Origin of the sequence: Marinifilum sp. D714 (assembly GCF_030851345.1) — a bacterium.
GTDB lineage: Bacteria > Bacteroidota > Bacteroidia > Bacteroidales > Marinifilaceae > Marinifilum.
On sequence record NZ_JALPNU010000006.1, the window covers coordinates 46,285 to 69,113 of the forward strand.

Annotated in this window: 18 protein-coding genes; 7 read left to right on the plus strand and 11 right to left on the minus strand. The window is 36.3% G+C overall.

Annotated features, from left to right (window positions below; translation table 11 throughout):
* Positions 1-59: 59 nt before the first annotated feature.
* From M0051_RS08060 to M0051_RS08075, 4 genes are all read left to right on the plus strand, one after another.
* Positions 60-1,373, plus strand: coding sequence for an SO_0444 family Cu/Zn efflux transporter (locus tag M0051_RS08060; protein WP_306741020.1), 1,314 nt, complete (start codon positions 60-62; stop codon positions 1,371-1,373).
* A 360-nt stretch (positions 1,374-1,733) separates the two neighbouring features.
* Positions 1,734-3,257: an acetyl-CoA carboxylase biotin carboxylase subunit gene (accC, locus tag M0051_RS08065; protein ID WP_306741021.1), complete on the plus strand. Its 1,524-nt coding sequence runs from the start codon at positions 1,734-1,736 to the stop codon at positions 3,255-3,257.
* Positions 3,258-3,283: 26 nt separating this feature from the next.
* Complete coding sequence (locus M0051_RS08070; protein WP_306741022.1) at positions 3,284-3,793, plus strand: biotin/lipoyl-containing protein; 510 nt, start codon at positions 3,284-3,286, stop codon at positions 3,791-3,793.
* A gap of 58 nt (positions 3,794-3,851) precedes the next feature.
* On the plus strand, positions 3,852-5,387 hold the full coding sequence (locus tag M0051_RS08075; protein ID WP_306741023.1) for an acyl-CoA carboxylase subunit beta: 1,536 nt from the start codon (positions 3,852-3,854) through the stop codon (positions 5,385-5,387).
* Between the two features lie 63 nt (positions 5,388-5,450).
* Here M0051_RS08075 and M0051_RS08080 read toward each other — a convergent pair whose 3' ends face one another.
* From M0051_RS08080 to M0051_RS08100, 5 genes are all read right to left on the minus strand, one after another.
* Positions 5,451-6,533 (minus strand): S9 family peptidase, encoded by a 1,083-nt coding sequence (locus M0051_RS08080; protein ID WP_306741024.1) that lies wholly within the window; start codon positions 6,531-6,533, stop codon positions 5,451-5,453.
* 253 nt (positions 6,534-6,786) lie between these two features.
* Positions 6,787-8,109, minus strand: a complete 1,323-nt coding sequence (tilS, locus tag M0051_RS08085; RefSeq protein ID WP_306741025.1) for a tRNA lysidine(34) synthetase TilS — start codon at positions 8,107-8,109, stop codon at positions 6,787-6,789.
* A gap of 51 nt (positions 8,110-8,160) precedes the next feature.
* Positions 8,161-9,474, minus strand: a complete 1,314-nt coding sequence (locus M0051_RS08090) for an anthranilate synthase component I family protein (RefSeq protein WP_306741026.1) — start codon at positions 9,472-9,474, stop codon at positions 8,161-8,163.
* A gap of 559 nt (positions 9,475-10,033) precedes the next feature.
* A complete protein-coding gene (locus M0051_RS08095; protein ID WP_306741027.1) occupies positions 10,034-10,477 on the minus strand; it encodes a DUF6265 family protein in 444 nt (147 codons plus the stop codon).
* An 88-nt stretch (positions 10,478-10,565) separates the two neighbouring features.
* Entirely contained in the window at positions 10,566-11,558 is a 993-nt protein-coding gene (locus M0051_RS08100) for a YhdH/YhfP family quinone oxidoreductase (protein ID WP_306741028.1), read from the minus strand.
* Positions 11,559-11,694: 136 nt separating this feature from the next.
* Between M0051_RS08100 and M0051_RS08105 the strand changes: the two genes are divergently transcribed.
* Positions 11,695-12,012, plus strand: coding sequence for a helix-turn-helix domain-containing protein (locus M0051_RS08105; protein ID WP_306741029.1), 318 nt, complete (start codon positions 11,695-11,697; stop codon positions 12,010-12,012).
* 70 nt (positions 12,013-12,082) lie between these two features.
* On the opposite strand, the gene M0051_RS08110 is transcribed toward M0051_RS08105, so the two are convergent.
* From M0051_RS08110 to proS, 4 genes are all read right to left on the minus strand, one after another.
* Positions 12,083-13,087 carry an NAD(P)-dependent alcohol dehydrogenase gene (locus M0051_RS08110; RefSeq protein ID WP_306741030.1) on the minus strand — a complete coding sequence of 335 codons (1,005 nt, stop codon included), beginning with the start codon at positions 13,085-13,087 and terminating at the stop codon, positions 12,083-12,085.
* A gap of 285 nt (positions 13,088-13,372) precedes the next feature.
* Positions 13,373-14,599 (minus strand): peptidase T, encoded by a 1,227-nt coding sequence (pepT, locus tag M0051_RS08115; RefSeq protein WP_306741031.1) that lies wholly within the window; start codon positions 14,597-14,599, stop codon positions 13,373-13,375.
* Between the two features lie 129 nt (positions 14,600-14,728).
* Positions 14,729-15,412, minus strand: coding sequence for a hypothetical protein (locus M0051_RS08120; protein WP_306741032.1), 684 nt, complete (start codon positions 15,410-15,412; stop codon positions 14,729-14,731).
* Positions 15,413-15,505: 93 nt separating this feature from the next.
* Positions 15,506-16,981, minus strand: coding sequence for a proline--tRNA ligase (proS, locus tag M0051_RS08125; protein ID WP_306741033.1), 1,476 nt, complete (start codon positions 16,979-16,981; stop codon positions 15,506-15,508).
* 100 nt (positions 16,982-17,081) lie between these two features.
* Between proS and M0051_RS08130 the strand changes: the two genes are divergently transcribed.
* Entirely contained in the window at positions 17,082-18,620 is a 1,539-nt protein-coding gene (locus tag M0051_RS08130) for a hypothetical protein (RefSeq protein WP_306741034.1), read from the plus strand.
* A 108-nt stretch (positions 18,621-18,728) separates the two neighbouring features.
* Positions 18,729-20,219, plus strand: coding sequence for an OmpP1/FadL family transporter (locus M0051_RS08135; RefSeq protein WP_306741035.1), 1,491 nt, complete (start codon positions 18,729-18,731; stop codon positions 20,217-20,219).
* Positions 20,220-20,326: 107 nt separating this feature from the next.
* On the opposite strand, the gene cysN is transcribed toward M0051_RS08135, so the two are convergent.
* Together cysN and cysD are read right to left on the minus strand one after the other, a co-directional pair.
* Entirely contained in the window at positions 20,327-21,598 is a 1,272-nt protein-coding gene (gene cysN, locus M0051_RS08140) for a sulfate adenylyltransferase subunit CysN (protein ID WP_306741036.1), read from the minus strand.
* An 85-nt stretch (positions 21,599-21,683) separates the two neighbouring features.
* Positions 21,684-22,589, minus strand: a complete 906-nt coding sequence (gene cysD, locus M0051_RS08145; RefSeq protein WP_306741037.1) for a sulfate adenylyltransferase subunit CysD — start codon at positions 22,587-22,589, stop codon at positions 21,684-21,686.
* Between the last annotated feature and the right edge of the window lie 240 nt (positions 22,590-22,829).

A 22,829-nucleotide genomic window follows, 5' to 3' on the forward strand; every position in this document is an offset into this window, starting at 1 on the left:
GCATACAGATATTTTAATACTTTTGAATCAAAATAATTTGCGCAAACAGAAAGAAAAAAATGGAGTACCTGAACCAATTTATAATAGATTTTATTGAGATACTAAATGAAATGTCTCCCTATTTAATGCTGGGATTTTTATTTGCCGGAATACTTAAAGTAGCTTTTCCACAACGTTATATAGACAAATACCTGGGACAAAAAAATAGTAAATCAGTATCGAATGCTTCACTAATTGGGATCCCATTACCCCTGTGTTCATGCGGAGTTATCCCAACAGGAATTTCATTTTATAAAAGTGGAGCCACCAAAGGTTCTTCTGTTTCTTTCCTAATATCAACTCCTCAAACAGGCGTTGATTCCATTTTGGTAACCTATTCCTTATTGGGCTTACCTTTTGCTATCATTAGACCAATCATTGCTTTGGCTACAGGATATTTAGGAGGTATTTTAACCAATAGAATAGATGATTCTGATGAAATTAAAACTTTCAAAACTTCTGACAGTTCTTGTGCTACTGAAGGAAAAGACAATTGTGGTTGCGAAACAAATGACACAAAACAAAAATCAAAATTGTATACACTTTTCCATTATGCCTTTGTAGAGTTCCTGCAGGATATTTCGAAGTGGCTAATCATTGGTTTAGTTTTAGCAGCAGTAATTTCAGTTCTAATTCCTGATGATTTCTTTAGTAGTTTTATTGGCAACGACTTAATTGGAATGTTTGTAATATTAATCGCATCAATTCCTTTGTATATCTGTGCAACTTCATCAGTTCCTGTAGCTGCAGTTTTAATGATGAAAGGTTTATCTCCTGGAGCTGCCCTAGTATTTTTAATGGCTGGACCAGCCACCAATGCAGCAACCATAACCGTATTGAACAAAGTGCTTGGAAAAAAAACAATGTGGGCATACCTTATCTCAATAATTAGCGGTGCCATTGTTTTCGGATTACTAATCGACAACTTTCTTCCAAGAGAATGGTTTACATTTGGTGGATTACATCATCACATGTCAGGACATGAAGGACATTGGGAACTTCCCAATTGGCTAAAATGGGGAAGTAGTATAAGTTTATCCTTACTAATACTTAATGGTTACATTCAAAAGTATATATCCTCAAAAAAGGAAATTAAAAGCATTGAACAAGAAATTCAAAAAGAGGAAAAACTAGTGAGTGTATATGGCATGAGCTGTAACCATTGTAAAAATAGTGTTGAAAAACACATTGGTGCTTTGCAAAACATTGAAGTTGCAGAAGTTAACCTTGAACAGAAAATTTTACGAATGGTTGGTACATCTATTAATTTATCTCACATTAAAAAAGAAATAGAAAGTTTGGGTTTTGAATTTGATGAAAATGTAAAAAACTAAAAAAATATATTTTAACACAACCAACTTAAACAATAATCTCATACACTGTTAGTTCTGCCTTGTGTGCATATAATTAGTCTACCCTAGAAAAGCTATACAAACAACCTCTTATTTTTATTAAGAATCTTTCTAAACCAAGCGTTTTGCATGATATTTATCATATTTTTATGTCAAATCGCATTGATACATGTTCATATTTAATTACTTGGAAACTTCGATTTTTTAATTATTTTTGAGATGCTGTACAACATATTTATGCTGTATATTATCTTTTTTTTGGGAAACTATTCCTAATCTAATGGTAAATAATTGACTTAAAACAAGGCTTTTATAAAGTCTAATTAACAATTAACCAAAACTATGATTACGAAGATTTCAAAAGTCCTCGTTGCTAATCGAGGAGAAATTGCTCTGCGCGTAATGCGATCGTGTAGAGAATTAGGGATTAAATCCGTTGCGGTATATTCCGATGTAGATAGAACATCTATGCACGTTCGATATGCCGATCAGGCATTTCATATTGGTCCTGCAGCATCTGCTGAAAGTTACCTGAACATTGAAAAAATTATTGAAGTAGCTAAAAAATCCAAAGCGGATGCCATTCATCCAGGCTATGGATTTTTAAGTGAAAATGCAGAATTCTCAAAGAGATGTCAGCAAGAAGGCATCATATTTATTGGGCCCACTCCCGAAGTTATTTCAACAATGGGTGATAAAATTACCGCCCGTCAAACCATGATAGATGGAGGAGTTCCTGTAGTTCCCGGCACAAAGGAGAATCTTGATGATGATGAAACCGCCCTTAAAGTGATCAGAAAAATAGGACTTCCTGTAATGATTAAAGCTTCTGCTGGTGGTGGTGGAAAAGGAATGCGAATGGTTGATAAGGAAGAAAATATTCTTAGTGCTTTAAGAGCTGCCAAATCAGAAGCCAGATCCGCATTTGGAGATGACTCAGTTTATGTGGAAAAATACATCTCTTCTCCTCATCATATCGAGTTTCAAATCTTGGGTGATCAACATGGAAATGTAATTCACCTTTGTGAACGTGAATGTTCCGTTCAACGTCGACATCAGAAAGTTGTGGAGGAAACACCGTCCCCACTTTTAACTCCTGAACTTAGAGAAAAAATGGGTGAAGCTGCTGTAGCAGCCGCTAAAGCAGTGAATTATTATGGCGCTGGCACCATCGAATTCTTAGCAGATAACGATCACAATTTCTATTTCCTAGAGATGAATACACGTTTGCAAGTGGAACATCCAATTACGGAAAGGACTACAGGCTACGATCTTGTTAAGCAGCAAATTCTTATCGCTGAAGGACAGAAGTTGAATATCAAACAAGAAGAAGTATTTCAGTTTGGACATGCAATTGAGTGCAGAATTTATGCCGAAGACACCGATAATAACTTCATGCCAAGTCCTGGTTTAATAACTCATATTACGGAACCAATGGGATTAGGCGTTAGAACCGATGGATACGTTTATGAAGGATATGAAATTCCTATTCATTATGACCCGATGATCTCCAAGTTAATTATTTGGGCACGTACTCGCGAAGAAGCCATAGAAAGAATGCGTCGTGCGCTATATGAATACAAAATTACCGGAGTTAAAACCTCAATAAAATTCTTGGAAAGAATTATGGATTGTCGTGATTTTAGAGATGGAAATTACGATACTCACTTTATACAGAACAATGAAGAATTTTTGCTTGCCAATGATGAAGCCAAGCAACAATTTGAAGATCTGGCCATAGTTACTGCCTTTTTAGATTATCATCACAAATTAAAGAATGCTCAAGTGAGTCAAGAAATTTCTAAATCAAGCCGATGGAAAGATTTCGGTAGACGTAGAGGTGTTTACAGAGCAAGTGAAAATTAAAATGGTTCAACTTCAAAAAAAAAATTATGGCATTAGAAATTAAATTAGATGACCGAGTTGCTAAGGTTGAACTTCTTGCTGAAGATGGCAACCATGTTAAAATCATAGTAGACGACAGGGAATATGACTTGGACATGCAGCAGGTTGAAAATGGAGTTTACTCCGTGATGTACAAAGGACGTTCATTCAATGTTGAGTTAATTGAAAAAGGAAATCCTAAAAAATACACTGTCAACACATTTTATCACTCGTACGATGCTGAAATAATTGATGCTGAAACAAAGTATTTGCAAACGAGAAATGCAGGTAACCTTGAAGCAGCAGAAAGTACAATATCATCTCCTATGCCTGGAAAGGTTGTTAAAATTCCCGTTGAACTAGGCTCGGAAGTGAAAAAGGGAGATACTGTAATCATTATTTCGGCAATGAAAATGGAAAGCGAATACAAAGCAATGAAAGATGGAGTTGTGAAAGAAATCTTTGTAAAAGAAGATGATACTATTGATGGCAATCAACCTCTTGTATTCATTGATTAAAATCGAATTGTTTACACAATTTGAAGTTCGCAATTAATAATTTGTAATAAAATAAGACATGTTGACAATAGAAGATAAAATCAAAAAGTTTGAAGAACTAAATAAAGCTGCTGAACTTGGTGGCGGACAAGAAAGAATTGACAAACATCATGCAGCCGGAAAAAAAACGGCTCGTGAAAGAATTAATGATCTGCTAGACCCAGAAACATTTGTTGAAGTTGACAAAATGGTTACACATAGGTCAACGGATTTTGGAATGGAAAAGAACAAAATTCCAGGTGATGGAGTTGTCTGTGGATATGGAAAAGTGGATGGTCGATTGGTTTATGTCTTTGCACAGGATTTTACAGTTTTCGGTGGTTCTCTAAGTAGAGCTAATGCCGATAAAATTGTGAAGATCACCAAACTGGCAATGAAAATGGGAGCTCCAATCATTGGTTTGAATGATTCTGGTGGAGCTAGAATTCAGGAAGGAGTTCAAAGTTTAGCTGGCTATGCCGATATATTCTATCAAAATGTTCGTGGATCTGGAGTAATTCCCCAGATTTCAGCAATTATGGGTCCTTGTGCCGGTGGTGCCGTATACTCTCCTGCCCTAACCGATTTCATCATGATGGTGAAGGATACAAGCTACATGTTTGTTACTGGCCCGGATGTTATCAAAACTGTAACACACGAAGAGGTAACAAAAGAAGAACTGGGTGGTGCCATTACCCACAATTCAAAAAGTGGTGTAGCTCACTTTACTGCGGATAATGATGAGCAAGCAATGATGATGCTAAGGGAATTAATTGGATTCTTGCCTTCAAATAACATGGAAGATCCACCGATAAAACCATGCACCGATAACATTCATCGCGAAGATGAAAAACTACAGACCATGGTTCCAGTGGATCCTAACAAGCCATATGATATGAAAGAAATCATTGAAACGGTGGTTGATGATCACAATTTCTTTGAAGTGATGCCTTTGTACGCACAGAATATCACCATTGGTTTTGCACGATTGGCAGGTAGACCCGTAGGAATTGTAGCCAACAACCCAGCTTTCCTTGCTGGTGTTTTAGATATTAACAGTTCTATTAAAGCAGCACGCTTTGTTCGTTTCTGTGATGCTTTTAATATTCCATTGGTAACTTTTGTTGATGTTCCAGGTTTCTTACCAGGTACGGCGCAAGAATATGGTGGCATTATTAAACATGGTGCTAAATTGTTGTATGCCTTTGCAGAAGCAACCGTGCCTAAAATTACAATGATTACACGTAAGGCTTATGGTGGTGCTTATGATGTAATGGCATCGAAGCATATTGGTGCCGACATTAATTACTCGTTCCCAACAGGGGAAATTGCAGTTATGGGTGCCGAAGGTGCAGTAAATATTATGCACAAAGGTTTGACAGAATCGGAAAGAGCTGATGCTATTGAAGATTACAGAGATAAATTTGCCCACCCATACAAAGCTGCCGAATTAGGATATGTTGACGAGGTTATACAGCCTAAAGAAAGCAGATACAAGTTGATACAAGCTTTAGAAATGTGCGCCAATAAGAGCGAACAAAATCCTCCTAAAAAACACGGAAATATTCCTTTATAGATCAGATTAAATACAAAAGAAGCATGGCTTAAAAGTCATGCTTCTTTTTTTATGATGTTGTTTTTAAAATCGATAGCCAGCTTTCTGAATATCTTTAAAAGTATTTATAGGTTTGTTGGGTTTTAATTGCTTTGCCAAAAACTTATAAATCTTTACACGAATTTCCTTAGCCTTTTTAGTATCCATTCTATCAAAAGAGTGTCCTCCTGGAACCGCTTGATAGATTTCATATTCAAATGTTTTACCATCTGCTTTTAGCGATTTAATTAAATGCTCTACTTCCAAAACATTTACATCATCGTCGTTGGTATTGGTATGAATTAATAAGGGTGAATTCTTAAATTTATGAGTATTCCAAGCTGGTGATCGTCTTCGATATTCAGCCAAATTATCATTGGCTGTTTTGCCAATATGGTAGTCAGCCGAATACAAATCACGATATGATTGCGTCATATATCCCATTCGGGCAACCAAATCGCTTACAGGAACTCCTGCAAATCCAACTTTGTAATCCTTTGGGTGGTTAAACAGATTGAAGAGCGTAATCATTCCGCCATGACTCCACCCCATAATTCCTATTCTGTTCTCATCAACAAAATCGTAATTTTCAATCATATAATTGCGGCTGGCATAAACATCTTCATTCTCTAATCCACCGTAATCAATTTTCTCGTAATGACCTTTTCCATATCCTGTGCTACCACGATATTCAGCAGCAACCACTATATATTCCTGAGCAATAAGTTCACGAACAATATGGGTATAATAGGTTGTGAAATCGCCATGTACTCCACCGTGCGGTAATACCATTAAAGGGTATTTTTTATTGACATCTAAGTTTTTTGGGAAAAAGGCATAGGTCCAAAACTTTACAGGATTACCTGCCCCTTTTGCCGTTGGATTTTTCTCTTTCCACTTTGGTGGTCCGTAAATGTATAATTTATCGATATGAGCAACATCTCCTACTCTCTCGAACCAAATGATATCATCTACCATTTTTTGAAGACGATCCAATCGGTGGTCTAAATTTTCATTGTAATTTTTAAGTTCTTCAATCTCACTTTTCATTTCTTGAGATTGCGCAAATCCTGAAAGCGAAATCAGGCTTAACATGAGAATGACTAAGCTGTGTTTTAGTTTTATCATTTTGTGAGTTATTAATGGTTGGTTGTTATAAACTTCGACTAAGTTATAAAATAATATAGCAGATCATCACAGCCTTACGAAATATTACGGTGCGCTGCACCTTAGGTAAAACAAACCATATCGTTCTATAAATATTAAGGTACTCTTTACCGATTCATATAATCATGTAATTCAAGCAACAGAGATGCGTAATATTTATAGAAAATAATAGGCATGAAAGTTTAGGTGCAGCGCACCGTAATATTACCAGATTCTACTTCAACTCCAATTTAAATATTTTGGTAGTTGTAGCAGTAATCTTAAATCGATCATCTAAACGATAACCAACAACCCAGGCAATTCTATCGCCAGAAATCAATAACCAGGTATTTTCCTTATCCTGCAACGAAAACTTTTGATCGATAAAGAAATCAGATATCTTCTTGTTTCCCTTCATACCTATCGGACGGAAACTATCTCCCTTTTGCCATTTACGCAGCTTCAACGGAAACTTCAATTTACTGGCATCCAAACAAGCCATTTCCGGATTGGTTGGGAATTTAAAGTTTGCTGTTCTATCAATAAATGATGCCTCCATTTCTATTGGGAACTCAATCAATCCCGATTTTTCCTCCAACAAGTATTCGCTGGAATCATTTTCTTTCAATTCAGATAAAATCAAATACTTTCTATCTCTTAAAATCTGGTGTGTGGATGAAAAGAACCTTTTGCCAGAAATGGAATCTATTGATTTGGCAATCATTCTTACATCACGATGATGAAATCCGTAAGGTGATAATATTTCGAACAAATGAGATGATGGGGAAGGCAATTCTTGCAATCGTGCAATGGAGATTAACAATTGATTCTCTCTTTGGAAAACCAAATGCAAACGATTCTCTTCGATTACATCATTGTAAATCTGTTCAACCTCTTTAAATCGTTGAACATTTTCACTCATGGTTTTTCTAATGGCTGGATTGATCTGTTCCAAAACCGGAATTACCTGGTGGCGAATTTTATTTCGTACAAAGTCGGTTTCTCGGTTGGTTGAATCTTCGCGGTAGTTTAAACCTTCCCTTTCGGCAAACTCTTCTAACTCTTTTCGGGTGAAAGGAAGCAGTGGTCTAATAATCTTGCCCAACTTCGGTTTTATTCCTGTTAAGCCATGAATTCCAGTCCCTCTTACCAAGTTAATCAATACCGTTTCCGCAACATCATCGGCATGATGACCAACGGCAATGTATTGGTAATTCTCCAATTCCAGAATTTTATTGAACCACTCGTACCTCAGTTCCCGAGCTGCCATTTCAATAGAAAGCTTATTGCTATCGGCATAAGCCTTAGTATCAAAATCTTTAGAATAAAAAGGTAGATTGTATTGCTTGCCCAGATTTTTTACCAATTCGAAATCGCCATCCGATTCATCGCCTCGCAAATGAAAATTGCAATGTGCAATTGCGCAGTTTACTTCCATTTTTAAAAGCATATGAAGCAAAACAACAGAATCGATTCCTCCGCTTACCGCAACCAAAACTTTTTCATCACGATAAAACAGATTTTCTTCTTCTACAAAGCGAACTAACTTACGAAACACGATAGTAATTTATAATTAGTAATTAATAATGAGTAATAAGTCTAATCAATTTTACTCATTCTTTAGTACTCTCATAATGGCTTGGGCTTTTAGTAAACACTCTTCATATTCTTTCTCAGCCTCTGCCTGCATGGTAATGGCCCCGCCAACCATAAACGAAAGATAATGATTTCTTGCATTATAAAGTATGCTACGAATTACGACATTAAAATCAAAATCTCCATCAGGTGTAATGTATCCTACAGCCCCAGAAAACAATCCTCTTTTGGTTGTTTCGTACTTTTCAATCAGTTTCATGGCACGAACCTTTGGAGCGCCGGTCATCGATCCCATTGGAAAACATTGGCGAATGGCTTCAATAAAGTGCACCCCATCTTTAAGCTCCGAAACAACAGTCGAAATCATTTGGTGCACCTGAGGAAAAGAATAAATTCCACACAATTCTTCTACGATTACCGATCCTTTTTCTGCTGTTCTCGATAAGTCGTTTCTTACCAAATCTACAATCATGATATTCTCAGCTCTCTCCTTCGGATCATTAAATAAAGTCTCCTTTATTTGCTTGTCTTCAACTTCGCTTGCTCCTCGCTTGGCGGTTCCTTTTATGGGTTGAGAAATAATTTGCTTTCCAACTTTCTTGATAAATCGCTCGGGACTGGCCGACAACAAATACTGCTCTCCCATTTGATAAAAGCCCGAATACGGTGTAGGCGAAACTTCGGTTAGTTTCTGATAGGTGCCGCGGGGTTTAATGTAGCAATCTTCGGCATAAAATTCCTGACAGAAATTCACCTCGTAAATATCTCCTCTTCGAATATGATCTTTCAGTTGATTAACAGCCTCCAAATACTCATCTCGAGAGATTCTTGAATGAACCTGATCCACAGAAATGGATTTTTCATTAGGCAATTCCATATCTTGAAGATTTTGAACCAAAGAATGTACCTCATCTTCCGTAAATTCCTCATTGTAATAATGTACAATTAGCGTATCTACATCCAAAAGGAAGACCCAACGTGGTCGGAAAAAATTCATTTCTGGAAAACCCAATCCATCATGATTTTCGGACTTTAGCACTTCAATCTCATTCTTTAAATCATAGCCCATATAGCCAAACCACCAATCATTCGATTTTTCTATGGTCTCTTTCAAATGATGAAAACAATCCTGTTTTGGTTCGATAATCTGAAGTGCATCAACACCGGCAACCAATTCGTAGGTATTGTATTCGGCCTTCGAATTTACTTTCTGATTCACCTCATGACTATCAAGTATACTAACATACTCGAACTTCTTGCTCCAAAATAGAAGTTGCTCCTTAAATCTGTTCGGGTTAGTGATATGAAATGTAAGCTGTTTTCGCATGCCGCAAATTTAAACAAAAGATGCTTTGATTTGCTTTCTGAAGGTAATAACCTGATGTGAAATCAGGATTAAATGTATGATGAGATTATATTAACATTCGAATTGCATACAAATGATCTTTCTCATGGGTGTGAATTAAATCATTCCCAGGTATTGGTTGATATGTTTGTACGTTTAGCTAATCCAAATGCACAAAAATCTGTTCCTGACCTAGGTTTAGCTCATATTTTCCTAGAAAAACTTGTTCTAAACACATATTTCCCTGTCATAAACATACGTCAGTGTCTACTTTTTGCACAAAAAATAGACTCAAAACATGTTTATATGACATTCACCCTAGGAAAATATGAAATATTCCTACGATTGGTTCAGATATTTCCACAAAAACCTCATCTAAACATACGTTCGAATAATATTATCCTACGTCAGGATCATTCCAACCTAGGTTGAAATTATTTATTCCTACGAAAATGTTACATATCCATACGTCAAGACGAAGCATTTGCACGTAGAGTTCATTTCATCATTCGTCTACATTAATATTCACGACATGTAATACTCAATCAGATAAACGATTCATCACAAATGAAAAACTTTGCTCATTGTCTCCGAAAACATTCACCATTATTCGTGTTCCATCTATTTTCTGATATTGTATTTTCTTGGGAAAATCGTGCTCTAGATTTTCAAATGAATAATAGCCAGAAATAGACTCATTTAAAGGAAAAGAAATTGTAGCTCCCTGGTTTTGATTGAATACAGTTGCCTGATAAACCAGTTTTCCTTCAATTTCTTTAATAGCCAAATGTTCCAAAACCTTCTGCTTTCCATCAATCAACTGGTATCCTATTCCAATCAATTCATTACCCTTTACCTCCCACTTTTCGAACTGTTGCTTTCCTTCAACCTGCCAAGTTCCTTCCAAAAAGTGTAGGGATTGAATATCCTGAGTAGAACAGGAGTAGACACAAATCGAGAAAAGAATTAAAATCAGATACTTCATTGGATTAGTTTTGACTGATTTGAAAATACTAAAATTCCATAAAGCAAAAAAGGCAGCCAACCGGCTGCCTCAAACTATAAATGAAACCTTAGAGTTTCACAATTACTCTTCCCCTACTTTTCTTTTGTAACATCAAATCGATATAAGTATCCAATTCTTCTAAAGAAGATTCAATTACCTGTTCCTTATTCTTGTATACATTCCATTCAGCAGCCAATTTGTCCCAAACTTTTTGTCTTAACTCCATTGGACAGTTCTGAGAATCGATACCAATCAGGCTAATGCCATTTAAAATAAAAGGATAAACAGTCATCGGTAAATCTCCTGAGCCTACATTTCCGCAACAGGTTACGCTACCCATAGGCTTACACGCTTTCAATAATGTATGTAAGGTGTTTCCACCAATCACATCAATGGCTCCAGCCCAAAGTGGTCTTAACAAAGGTCTTCCCGACTGATCATCAGTAATGTCCTTTGAAATACGGCTACTAGCCCCCAGCTCTTTTAAAACCTCTTCATCTCCGGTTGAATCAAAAGTTGCTGCAATCACCTCGAAACCTATAGATGACAAAATACTAATGGCAATGCTACCTACTCCACCTAAAGCTCCTGTAACTACAACTGGTCCCATTTCTGGTGTTTGACCCGATGCCAGTAGTTTGTATACAGAAAGTGCTGCTGTAAAACCTGCAGTTCCGTAAATCATAGCATCGCGAAAGCTTAATTCTTTTGGCAATGCCACAACCCAATTGGCAGGAACGCGAATATAATCGGCAAAACCTCCATCGGTATTCATTCCCAAATCATAGCTGGTAACGATTACTTCATCGCCCACTTTAAATTTATCACTTGATGATTCTTCTACTACACCGGCAGCATCAATTCCAGGAGTGTGGGGATAGTTTCTGGTTACTCCTTTATTTCCCGATACCGACAAGGCATCCTTGTAGTTTAATGATGAGTAACGTACACGAATTAAAACTTCCCCTTCAGGTAAATCCTCAATCTTTCTGCTTACAATCTCTCTTTTGTATTCTCCATTTTCTTCGCGAATGCGAAGTGCTTTAAATTTTTTATCCATAACGGTTCTGTTATTTATTCTTATCTTGCAACAAAATTACAAGCATTTAATCTACAAATCAAGAACTTACAATTGCATCACATACTAACATTTTATTCTGATTTACTGATTATCAAGCCATAAAAAATTTTAAAAATTGGAAAAAGGAGTTTGTCCCATCGATACATTTATTAATTACGTAAAAGGAAAGCGTAAGGCAACGATCATTTTACACCTGAAACAAGGCACAAAACGATACTCCGAATTGGTGAAATTGATTCCTGATGTTAGTGATCGAATGCTTAGCAAAAATCTGAAAGAGTTAGAGGAATCTGGCTTTATCGAAAAGAAAATATACCCGGAAGTCCCGCCAAGGGTGGAATATAGCCTAAGCCAATTGGGGAATGAAATACATCCGGTATTGGTTGCGATGTATCGAGGAGGAAAAATATTGGAGAAAAAACTAAATAAATGAAATTCTGAGCAAATCAGTTTAAACCAGAAAGGCAGCCCATCAGCTGCCTTTTATTGATATTAAAAATTCCCTAATTTTTTAATACAACTCTGTATCGTGCCTTCCCTTCTTCCAGATGTTGGAGTGCTTGATTGACCTGTGACATCGGAAATTCTTCAACGGTAGGATAAATTTCATGCCTCACACAAAAATCGAGCATGGTTCTTGTCAATGCAGGACTTCCCAGCGGACTTCCACCTACTGATTTCTCACCCATAATTAAACTAAAAGCGGGTATTTGCATTGGCTCTAACACTGCACCTACCGTATGAAGCTTACCTTTTGGAGCAAGTGTAGAAAGATATGAATCCCAATCGAGTGTTACATTGGTTGTGTTGAGAATAAAATCCAATTTCCCTCTAATACTATCCAAATCATCAGGCTTACGCGAATTGATCACCTTACTGGCTCCCATTTTTAAAATGGCATCTTTTTTAGATGGATTCGAACTAAAGGCATACACTTCGCACCCCCAATACTTAAGGAATCTTAGTGCCATATGTCCTAAACCTCCTATGCCAATTACACCAACTCTATCGGTTGGTTTTACACCTGATAAAACAATGGGATTAAATACGGTTATGCCACCACACAACAGTGGACCTACCTTACTAATATCCATTTCTGCAGGAATTGGAATTGCCCAGGACCAATGTGCCCTTACCTTATCGGCAAATCCTCCATGCCTTCCTACAATGGTCTGCTCTAGTGAAGAACACAAATGGTGACTACCATCCATACACTCATGACAGTGCATGCAAGAGCCTGACATCCATCCTAAACCTACCTTATCACCAACTTTTAAATTTTCAACTGCCTTTCCAATGGCAATTATCTCTCCTACAATTTCATGTCCGGGAACAAAAGGATATTGGGTCATTCCCCATTCATTGTTTAACATGCTCAAATCTGAGTGGCAAATACCACAATATTCCACTTTAATATCAACCTGTTCGTCTTCCAAATTAGGAAGCTGATAATGATATTCTTCTAACTTACCTCCAGCCTCAAGGGCTGCAAAAGCTTTTACATCCATAATTCAATTTATTTAAAGGTTGTTTCCATTGGGATATTTATTCTGCATCAATTCGGTAATAATTTTGATGCAGATGATCTACCTATTGAATATGATATAACATCAATCAGGTCTATTAAAGTTAAGGAATATTCATAAAACCTCTACTATAAACACCTATTCCACTTCACCTTACAAGAGCATCAAATAGGAGTAAAATCATAAAATTCATCACTATGAAGTGGTTTTTAAGAAACAAAAAAAGGCAACCATACGACTGCCTCTTCTGTTTATATTTAAATTGTTTTATCTTTTCGAAATCAAGTCAACAACCTTTAAGATTACCTCAACTGCTTTCTCCATTGATTGAACCGGAACATATTCGAATCGACCATGGAAATTGTGTCCTCCTGCAAAAATATTAGGACAAGGCAAGCCCATGTATGATAATCTACTGCCGTCTGTTCCTCCTCGAATTGGAATAACCATAGGGGTAACGCCTACTTCTTTCATTGCTTCTTCGGCAATATCCACAATATATTTTACTGGTTCAACCTTTTCTCGCATGTTATAATATTGGTTGGTCATTTCAAGAGTAACGGTACCTTGTCCATACTTTTCATTATAATCGGTACACAAATCTTCAATCAACTTCTTGCGAGTCTCGTAATTGTTCATGTCAAAATCACGAATGATATACTGAAGTGTAGTACTTTCCACACCCCCATTTATTGCAATCAAATGATAAAAACCTTGGTATCCTTCAGTCTTTTCTGGAACCTCATCCTTAGGCAAACGGGCAGCAAATTCATTCGCGATAGTCATAGAATTAATCATCTTGTCTTTTGCCATTCCCGGATGAACATTACGTCCTTTAAAAGTGATTTTGGCGAATGCTGCATTGAAATTTTCGTACTGTAACTCACCTATTTCTCCACCATCAAGAGTATAAGCAAAGTCTGCTCCAAACTTCTTAACATCAAAAAAGTCCGCTCCTTTTCCGATTTCTTCATCTGGAGTAAAACCAACATGCACAGGACCATGTTTAATCTCAGGATTTTTAGCCAAATATTCTACTGCAGTAATAATTTCGGCAACACCTGCTTTATCATCGGCACCCAATAATGTTGTTCCATCTGTTGTAATTAAGGTTTGACCTTTATATTTAGTCAGTTCAGGAAAATCCGAAACTTTCATTACAATATCCTGCTCCTTATTTAGGACGATATCCATTCCGTTGTAATCTTCCAGAATTTGTGGTTTTACATTCTTTCCAGAAAAATCAGGACTTGTATCCATATGAGCAACGAAACCCACTTTCGGAACTTCCTTATCCATATTCGAAGGGAGAACACCCATTACGTATCCATTCTCATCAAGGCTTACATTTTCCAATCCAATTTCTTCCAATTCCCTTGCTAGTTCTTTTGCAAGAACCATTTGACCAGGTGTACTCGGTGTTAAACCTGTTTCTGTATCCGATTCAGTATCGAATTTTACGTATTTTAAAAATTTATCTACTACAGTATTCATTGTTGTGTATTGTTAAAAGTTCAAGTCTTACCCTCAGGTAAAATAAAACGCTTCAAGAAATTGAAGCGCCTACAATATTAATAAATTGATTGCAAATAGAACCAATTAAATTATTCATTTGTGATTGATTTACACGTCATCCGATTTAAACTGAAATCCCAATCTTTTACCTGTTTGGATTCTTGCATTCTGAATTTTTTCAAAAATTTGTGCTACCGACATAATCTTAACATTATCATATGGGGGAACCAACAAGTCGAAATTCAAAGAGTAATTGATCGCCGTTTCTACAATTCTACGTAAACTTTCTTTAGTCGCCATACTGGCTGACAAATCTGTTTGCAAGAGTCCCATTTGTCTCTTCCCTTCTACGATATAGTGTTTTTCTCGATTGATGAATATACGGGCCACCAGATAGCCTAAATCATCATAGCGAGTATATTTAAACGAATCGTAAAGAAAATTGTAAATATTTATGATACCTGAGTATGCATTATCGGGATTCGTTCTTACATAGTCTTGCTCCCAGACGTTATGATCCCTGTTAAATTGAAAGACATTGGTATGCAAACTAAATACCAAAATATCAGAGGCAACTTTTATTTGAAACTCAAATTCTCCTCTATCTTCATATTCCAAAAGAACTTTCTCGTCTTCACCCTTTAGCTCCGCATTATACTCTATTACCAAGCTTTCCAAAACATCTCTTAAATCTTCAAATATCTCTTTTGTATTCTGATACACTTGTTGCTTTAAGGTAGCTTTTTCGCGAATCGTATTTAAAATGGCTGTTTTAGTATTCAGTATATTCATTGTATAGTTGTTTAAGGTAATTGTTAAATATACAAAAAAACAGTCACCGAAATTTCGATGACTGTTTTTATTATGATTGTATTGTATACTTTCTTAGTACGCTTTCGCAAAAACAACACGTCTTTTTGAAGGCTTTCCTGTAACCATACATACCCCTTCTTCCTCTTCTGCATCGAAAGGAATACAACGAATGGTTGCTTTGGTTTCATTTTTAATTTGCTCTTCTGTTTCAGCTGTTCCATCCCAGTGAGCAAGGAAAAATCCTGTTTTTGTTTCCAACAACTCTTTGAATTCGTCATACGAATCAACCTTGGTTGTTTTCTCAGCTCTAAAATCAAGTGCTTTCTGAAAAATATTAGCTTGAATTTCTTCTAGTAATTTCTCAATCACTTCTTCGATTCCTTCAATTGGAAGAGTTTCCTTTGATAAAGTATCACGACGAGCCAATTCTATTGTTCCATTTTCCAAATCACGATTTCCGATTGCCAAACGCACAGGTACACCTTTTAATTCGTACTCAGCAAATTTCCATCCTGGTTTGCGGTTATCGCTGTCATCAAATTTCACAGAAATTCCCATTGATTTAAGTTTCTCAACAATTGGATCTATTTTAGCAGCAATCTTTTCTAACTCTTCTGCCTTTCTGTAAATTGGAACAATAACCACCTGAATTGGAGCCAATTTTGGAGGTAAAACCAAACCGTTATCATCGGAGTGAGCCATAATTAATGCACCCATCAAACGAGTTGAAACTCCCCAAGATGTAGCCCAAACGTAATCCTCTTTTCCTTCTTTGTTGGCAAATTTTACATCAAATGCTTTTGCAAAATTCTGCCCCAGGAAGTGAGAAGTTCCTGCCTGTAATGCCTTTCCATCTTGCATCAATGCTTCAATACAATAGGTATCCAAAGCACCAGCAAATCTTTCCGATTCTGTCTTATGACCTTTTAATACAGGAACTGCCATGAAATTCTCAGCAAAATCGCCATAAATATTTATCATTTGTTCTGTTTCCTGCAATGCTTCTTCCTTTGTAGCATGAGCAGTATGCCCTTCTTGCCATAAGAATTCTGCAGTACGTAAGAATAAACGAGTACGCATTTCCCAACGCATTACATTTGCCCATTGGTTACAAAGAATAGGAAGATCTCTGTAAGACTGAATCCAATTTCTATATGTGTTCCAAATAATGGTCTCCGAAGTAGGTCGGATAATTAATTCTTCTTCTAATTGAGCATCAGGATCAACAACTACACCGCGCCCATTGGGGTCATTTTTTAGACGATAATGGGTTACAACTGCACATTCTTTTGCAAATCCTTCTACGTGATCTGCTTCTTTACTCAAGAATGATTTTGGGATCAATAATGGAAAATATGCATTTTGGTGACCTGTATCCTTGAACATCTTGTCCAATTCTGCCTGCATGTTTTCCCAGATTGCATAACCGTAAGGCTTAATAATCATACATCCTCTCACAGCAGAATTCTCTGCTAGATCTGCTTTCATTACCAGATCATTATACCACTGCGAATAATTTTCGCTTCTGCTAGTTAAAACTTTTGCCATTCGATATAGTTTTGGTATAGTATTTGCTACTTTTAGGCTGAATAAAATTCAATACAAAAGTATAAAATTATCTTATATATTCATTATTGGAGGACTTACGATGAAAACCTATTTTAAAATTCTATTAATTTCCGCCCTGTTTGCAACAGGATGTTCGCCTTCATACATGGGAGCTTCCCTTTATGATGACGATATTTATTATGACCCAAGCGATGCACCATTGATAGTGCAACAAGCAGAAAGTAAAACTGTGATTGCTAAAAAAGACAATCCACTAGCACCTGCTCAGGACAATAAGACAAAAGTAGTACCAGAAACAAAATCAAGTATTGCACCAGCTGACAATCGTGATTTTTCTGAAATTCAAAAACAATACGCTGCAATTCTTCAGAACGATTCGATTGGCAGCGTGGACACATTGGTTTATCAGGCTGAAGAAACGGGTTATTATTATGGTGGTTTCACAGGATCTGAAAGCGACCGTGAAGAAGCTGAACGTTTAAGAGAAATGTATCCTCAAGGCTTTGGTTATTACGATGGTAGTGGTTATAGCTTAGCAATGTGGTTAGCTGGAGATTCTGATTGGAATGTTTATGTGGATGGTGATAACGTTTGGTGGACACCAACATGGACCAACTATCGTTATTACAATTCCTACAATTTCCATACTATGAGATATGGTAATTACTTTGCATACAATTATCCTTATGGATATTATTATCCAAGTTGGGGAATTGGCTTTGGATGGGATTCATGGTATTGGGATCTTCACTTCGGGTGGAATCATCATTACCCGTATTATGGTGGTTATTACTATCCTTATGATCATTATTACGGATATTATGGTTATGGCCATCATCATCACCACTATGCAGGACATTATGGTGGACACTACGGAAGAAATATATATCATGGAAGAAGAACTGCAACAGGATCTCATGTTGGAACTTCTGCCTATACAACCAACAGAAGTTCTAATGCAAATGTAACAAGAAGAGCTAATGCTAGAACTAATGTTAATAGAACTGGCACAAATAGAACTAGTAGTAATAGAACAAGTAATATTGCAACACGAAGATCTGCAAATTCTTCAACTGCAGCCGATGTAAGAAGAACCAGAGCTGCTTCAAGATACAGTTCTGCAAACCGAAGTGCCTATAGTAATCGTTCTAACAGTACTGGAAGAACATATAATGGTACAAATCCAAATACAAGAAGAAGTGTAAGTAGTACAACGACTAATTCGAGAACTCGTTACGGTACACAAACAAATAGAACAAGAAGATCTAGTAGCGCGTATTCGAATACAACTAGAAGTAGTTCACCAAGCTATAATAAAACAAGAAATGCAACTCGACCTACTTATAATTCCTCAAGAGGATCAAGAAATTCAAGCTTTTCAAACAGATCTACAACAAGATCATCCTATTCTAAGGTAAGAGGCAAGTCAAGAAGTTCTTCAAGAGGAAGTTCTTATCGATCGTCGAGCTCTAGATCAAGCTCTTCGCGAGGTAGTACTTACAGACCTTCAAGCAGCGGATCAAGATCTTCAGGTAGTTCTGTACGTTCATCAAGTAGTACTTCCAGATCATCATCGAGTGGTTCTCGATCAACATCGGGTGGATCAAGAAGAAAATAAAATAGCTAGGGAAACAATCCTCCAGTTTCCCTTTGCTAGTAATATAACACTAAAAATAATTAGTACATATTTTCCCATATATGGGTTCTAATATTAAAACCTAAAATTATGAAACGAATATATATTCTCATCTCATTAATGATCATTACAGGAGTTACATTTGCTCAAACAGCGGATGATGCATTGCGCTATTCAAAGCAGTATTTTAACGGCACAGCCAGATCAGCTGCAATGGGTGGAGCTTTTGGAGCTTTAGGTGGTGATTTTACTGGTATAGCTATTAATCCAGCAGGATTAGCGGTTTACAGAACTTCGGAACTAACTTTTTCATCAAACCTTAATTTTAATGATACCAAAAGTCTAAACCTTCAGACTAATACAAGTTTAAATGAAGATAAATATTCGTTTGGCATATCAAATATAGGTTATGTAGCAACCAATAAGCCAAGAATAGAATCTGAAGGAGGTTGGAAAAACTTCAACTTTGCAATTGGTTACAACAAATTAAACACTTATAGAAAAAATGCTAGATCGAATGCACCAGAAGCGCCTACTTCTCTATTAGATGTAATGGTCAACAATTCAAATGGTATAAGTCCTAATTCCCTAAATTCATTTCGAGAATTTTTAGCTTATGACACCTACCTTATTGATGTTGTTGAAAATACTAACAATGAATATGAAGCTATAACCAGTGAAATATTGAATCAATCACAAACCATTGATGAAAAAGGATATGCTGGTGAATTCCTTTTGGCTTTTGCAGCAAATTACAATCATAAATTATACATTGGTGGTTCATTGGGTATCCAGTCAATCTATTATAAATCGACCAAAGTATTTTCAGAAAGTATTTTATCAGATAGTGATTCTGATTTTAACGATTACACTTTTGAAGAATCATTTAAGTCATCAGGTGTAGGTGCTAATTTTAAACTAGGTGTAATTTACAAGCCAGAACAATGGATTCGCTTAGGAGCATCTATTCATACGCCTACCTTCTATTCTTTTGATGAAGACTACCATAGTTCAATGGCTTCGAACTTTAATACAGCTGACGAAAATGGTTATTCAAGCTACTTCTCAGAATCACCTGAAGGTGAATACTCTTACAAATATAGAACTCCTTTAAAAGCTACTTTTAGTGCAGCATTGGTTCTGAAGAAAAGATTAATTCTAAGTGCAGACTATGAGCTTATTGATTATTCAAATGCAAAATTCTATGATGGAGATAATGGTGAAGATTTTAACGGCACTCCAGATAATCCAGATACCAATGACATTATTAAAGCCAGCTACCAAAGTACAGGCAATTTACGAACTGGATTAGAGTTTCGTGCAACACCTAACTTTAGCCTTCGTGCTGGTTACGCAAAAATGGGTAATTCTTTTAAAGTATCAGGTGTTGATGATGGATTTGATGTATTCTCAGGAGGTTTCGGATTCAGACAAAACAAATTCTTCATGGATTTAGCTTATAGCTATGCTGATATAGAAAACCAGTTTGTATACTACTCTACTCCTGATTTCGCTTCAGATCAAATTAAAGAGAATAATAAAAAACATGAAGTAAAAGTTACTTTTGGATTTAAGTTTTAATCCTAACACTACTACAAGATAAAGGTGGCATAAAGCCACCTTTTTTTATGCATGAAAAAAGCTGACATCCATAAGATATCAGCTTTATATATTTTAATTTCGAATGCTTATAAAATCATACCTGCCGCAACAGTTTCATTGGTTCCTTCATCAATCATGATAAAACTACCAGTAATTCTGTTCTCTTTATATGAATCAACAAATAAAGGTTTGGCAGACTTGAAAGTAATACATGCAATATCATTCAATGCTACTTGCTTATCTTCCGTAACCTCTTCCAAAGTATTTACATTAACCTTAAATTTTACATCACGAACCATACAGCGAGCTTCATTAGAAGTATGTTTGATTGTGTACTTGCCACGTGGCATCATAGCACGTTCATTCATCCAACAAATCATTGCTTCAATTTCCTGCTCTACTTTTGGTGAATTCTCTGCAGAAACAATCATATCTCCTCTTGATACATCAATATCATCAGTTAAATTAAGCGTAACCGATTGTGGAGGGAATGCCATATCTAATTCTCCATCGAAAGTATCAATTGATTTTACAGTCGTTTCCAATCCTGAAGGCAATACTTTCACCTTATCACCTGGACGGAAAATCCCACTGGCAACACGACCTGCATAACCTCTGTAGTCATGGTATTCATCAGACTGAGGACGAATTACATATTGTACAGGGAATCTGGCATCTTGATGGTTTCTGTCATCAACAATTTCAATTGTCTCCAATAGATTCAATAAAGTTTCACCTTTATACCAATCCATATTTTCAGAGGCATCTACCACATTATCACCAAATTTTGCAGAAATTGGAATGAAGCGAACATCCTTAATATTTAATTTCTCAGCTACCTTTTTGTAGTCTTCCTTTATTTTATTGTATGTCTCTTCTGAGTAATCAACCAAATCCATTTTATTGATACAAACAATGATATGAGGAATTTGCAGAAGGTTAGCAATATATGAGTGACGCAAGGTTTGCTCGATTACACCATTTCTTGAATCAACCAAAATTAAAGCAGCATTCGCAGTAGAAGCTCCTGTTACCATATTTCTGGTATACTGAATGTGACCTGGAGTATCTGCAATAATAAACTTACGTTTTGGAGTAGCAAAATATCTGTAAGCAACGTCAATTGTAATTCCTTGTTCGCGCTCTGCTCTTAATCCATCGGTTAACAAGGCTAAATCAACTTCCTCGTCACCTCTTTTTTGGCTACTAATTTCGATAGCTTCCATTTGATCTTCGAAAATGGCTTTACTATCGTATAATAATCTACCGATAAGAGTACTTTTACCATCATCAACACTACCAGCTGTAGTGAATCGTAAAAGCTCCATATCTAAATATCCTGATGTTTTATCTGACATATCTTCTTTCTAATGATTAATGATAAATGATTAATGGTAAATTTTATTTACGCTAATCATTAATCACAAATAATTAATAATTATTTTAAAAATAACCTTCTTTCTTACGATCTTCCATTGCTGCTTCGGAACGTTTGTCATCATGACGAGTTCCACGCTCAGTAGTTCGAGATGCTGCTACTTCCTCAATAATATCTTCCAAACTATTCGCTTCCGATTCTACTGCACCAGTACATGTTGCGTCACCAATGGTTCTAAAGCGAACAATTCTTTTCTCAACCTTTTCAGTATCACGCATTGGAATGAAATCAGATACTGATAACAAGTTTCCATTACGTACGAATACATCACGTTCGTGAGAGAAGTAAATATTTGGTATTTTAATATTTTCCAGATAGATATATTGCCATACATCCATTTCTGTCCAGTTCGAAATAGGGAATACTCTGAAGTGCTCTCCCATGTGCTTCTTGCCGTTGAATAGGTTCCATAATTCTGGACGTTGGTTTTTAGGATCCCATTGTCCAAATTCATCGCGATGTGAAAAGAAACGCTCTTTTGCTCTTGCTTTTTCTTCGTCACGACGACCTCCACCCATAGCACAGTCTACTTGCAAATCTTCAATTCCATCAAGTAGAGTAACAGTTTGCAACTTGTTTCTACTTGCATCAAATCCTGTTTCTTCCACTACTTTACCTTGATCAATTGACTCCTGAACATAGCGAACGATTAAACGAGTTCCTGTTTCTTCCATCAATTCATCACGAAACTGAATCGTTTCTGGAAAGTTATGACCTGTATCGATATGCATTAAAGCAAATGGAACTTTTGCTGGAGCAAATGCTTTACGTGCCAAGTGAAACATTACGATGGAATCTTTTCCTCCTGAGAATAACATCACAGGATTTTCAAATTGAGCAGCAACCTCACGAATTACGAAAATAGATTCCGCCTCAAGTTCTCTTAAATGATTAATATTGTATTCCTTCATTCGAAAATAATTTATTTACTTCTTTTCTTACCCAATGGGTGTTTTAAGTCCGTTCAAGTCTCATCACATATCCTCAAGAGTATTTCCACACTTGAAAAAATCTCTACATCAATAATTTCATTAGCAACGGCTTCAATCTATTATTGGGCTATCAAAACAGTATTTTCTCTAAACTTTATCAAGCTTCAGAAAATTAAAGGCAAATGTACATATTATCACTAGATTTTAAAAATCTAATCA

What these genes read in the sequence shown, in the direction of transcription:
- M0051_RS08110 (WP_306741030.1), bottom strand. Translation starts at nt 13,087, where the DNA reads ATGGATGTAAAAGCTTTTGCAGCCCTTGAGGCTGGAGGTAAGTTAGAA.
- M0051_RS08120 (WP_306741032.1), bottom strand. Translation starts at nt 15,412, where the DNA reads ATGAATATACTGAATACTAAAACAGCCATTTTAAATACGATTCGCGAA.
- cysD (WP_306741037.1), bottom strand. Translation starts at nt 22,589, where the DNA reads ATGAAGGAATACAATATTAATCATTTAAGAGAACTTGAGGCGGAATCT.
- M0051_RS08075 (WP_306741023.1), top strand. Translation starts at nt 3,852, where the DNA reads ATGTTGACAATAGAAGATAAAATCAAAAAGTTTGAAGAACTAAATAAA.
- accC (WP_306741021.1), top strand. Translation starts at nt 1,734, where the DNA reads ATGATTACGAAGATTTCAAAAGTCCTCGTTGCTAATCGAGGAGAAATT.
- M0051_RS08090 (WP_306741026.1), bottom strand. Translation starts at nt 9,474, where the DNA reads ATGCGAAAACAGCTTACATTTCATATCACTAACCCGAACAGATTTAAG.
- M0051_RS08060 (WP_306741020.1), top strand. Translation starts at nt 60, where the DNA reads ATGGAGTACCTGAACCAATTTATAATAGATTTTATTGAGATACTAAAT.
- M0051_RS08070 (WP_306741022.1), top strand. Translation starts at nt 3,284, where the DNA reads ATGGCATTAGAAATTAAATTAGATGACCGAGTTGCTAAGGTTGAACTT.
- M0051_RS08130 (WP_306741034.1), top strand. Translation starts at nt 17,082, where the DNA reads ATGAAAACCTATTTTAAAATTCTATTAATTTCCGCCCTGTTTGCAACA.
- M0051_RS08095 (WP_306741027.1), bottom strand. Translation starts at nt 10,477, where the DNA reads ATGAAGTATCTGATTTTAATTCTTTTCTCGATTTGTGTCTACTCCTGT.
- M0051_RS08080 (WP_306741024.1), bottom strand. Translation starts at nt 6,533, where the DNA reads ATGATAAAACTAAAACACAGCTTAGTCATTCTCATGTTAAGCCTGATT.
- cysN (WP_306741036.1), bottom strand. Translation starts at nt 21,598, where the DNA reads ATGTCAGATAAAACATCAGGATATTTAGATATGGAGCTTTTACGATTC.
- M0051_RS08135 (WP_306741035.1), top strand. Translation starts at nt 18,729, where the DNA reads ATGAAACGAATATATATTCTCATCTCATTAATGATCATTACAGGAGTT.
- M0051_RS08100 (WP_306741028.1), bottom strand. Translation starts at nt 11,558, where the DNA reads ATGGATAAAAAATTTAAAGCACTTCGCATTCGCGAAGAAAATGGAGAA.
- proS (WP_306741033.1), bottom strand. Translation starts at nt 16,981, where the DNA reads ATGGCAAAAGTTTTAACTAGCAGAAGCGAAAATTATTCGCAGTGGTAT.
- pepT (WP_306741031.1), bottom strand. Translation starts at nt 14,599, where the DNA reads ATGAATACTGTAGTAGATAAATTTTTAAAATACGTAAAATTCGATACT.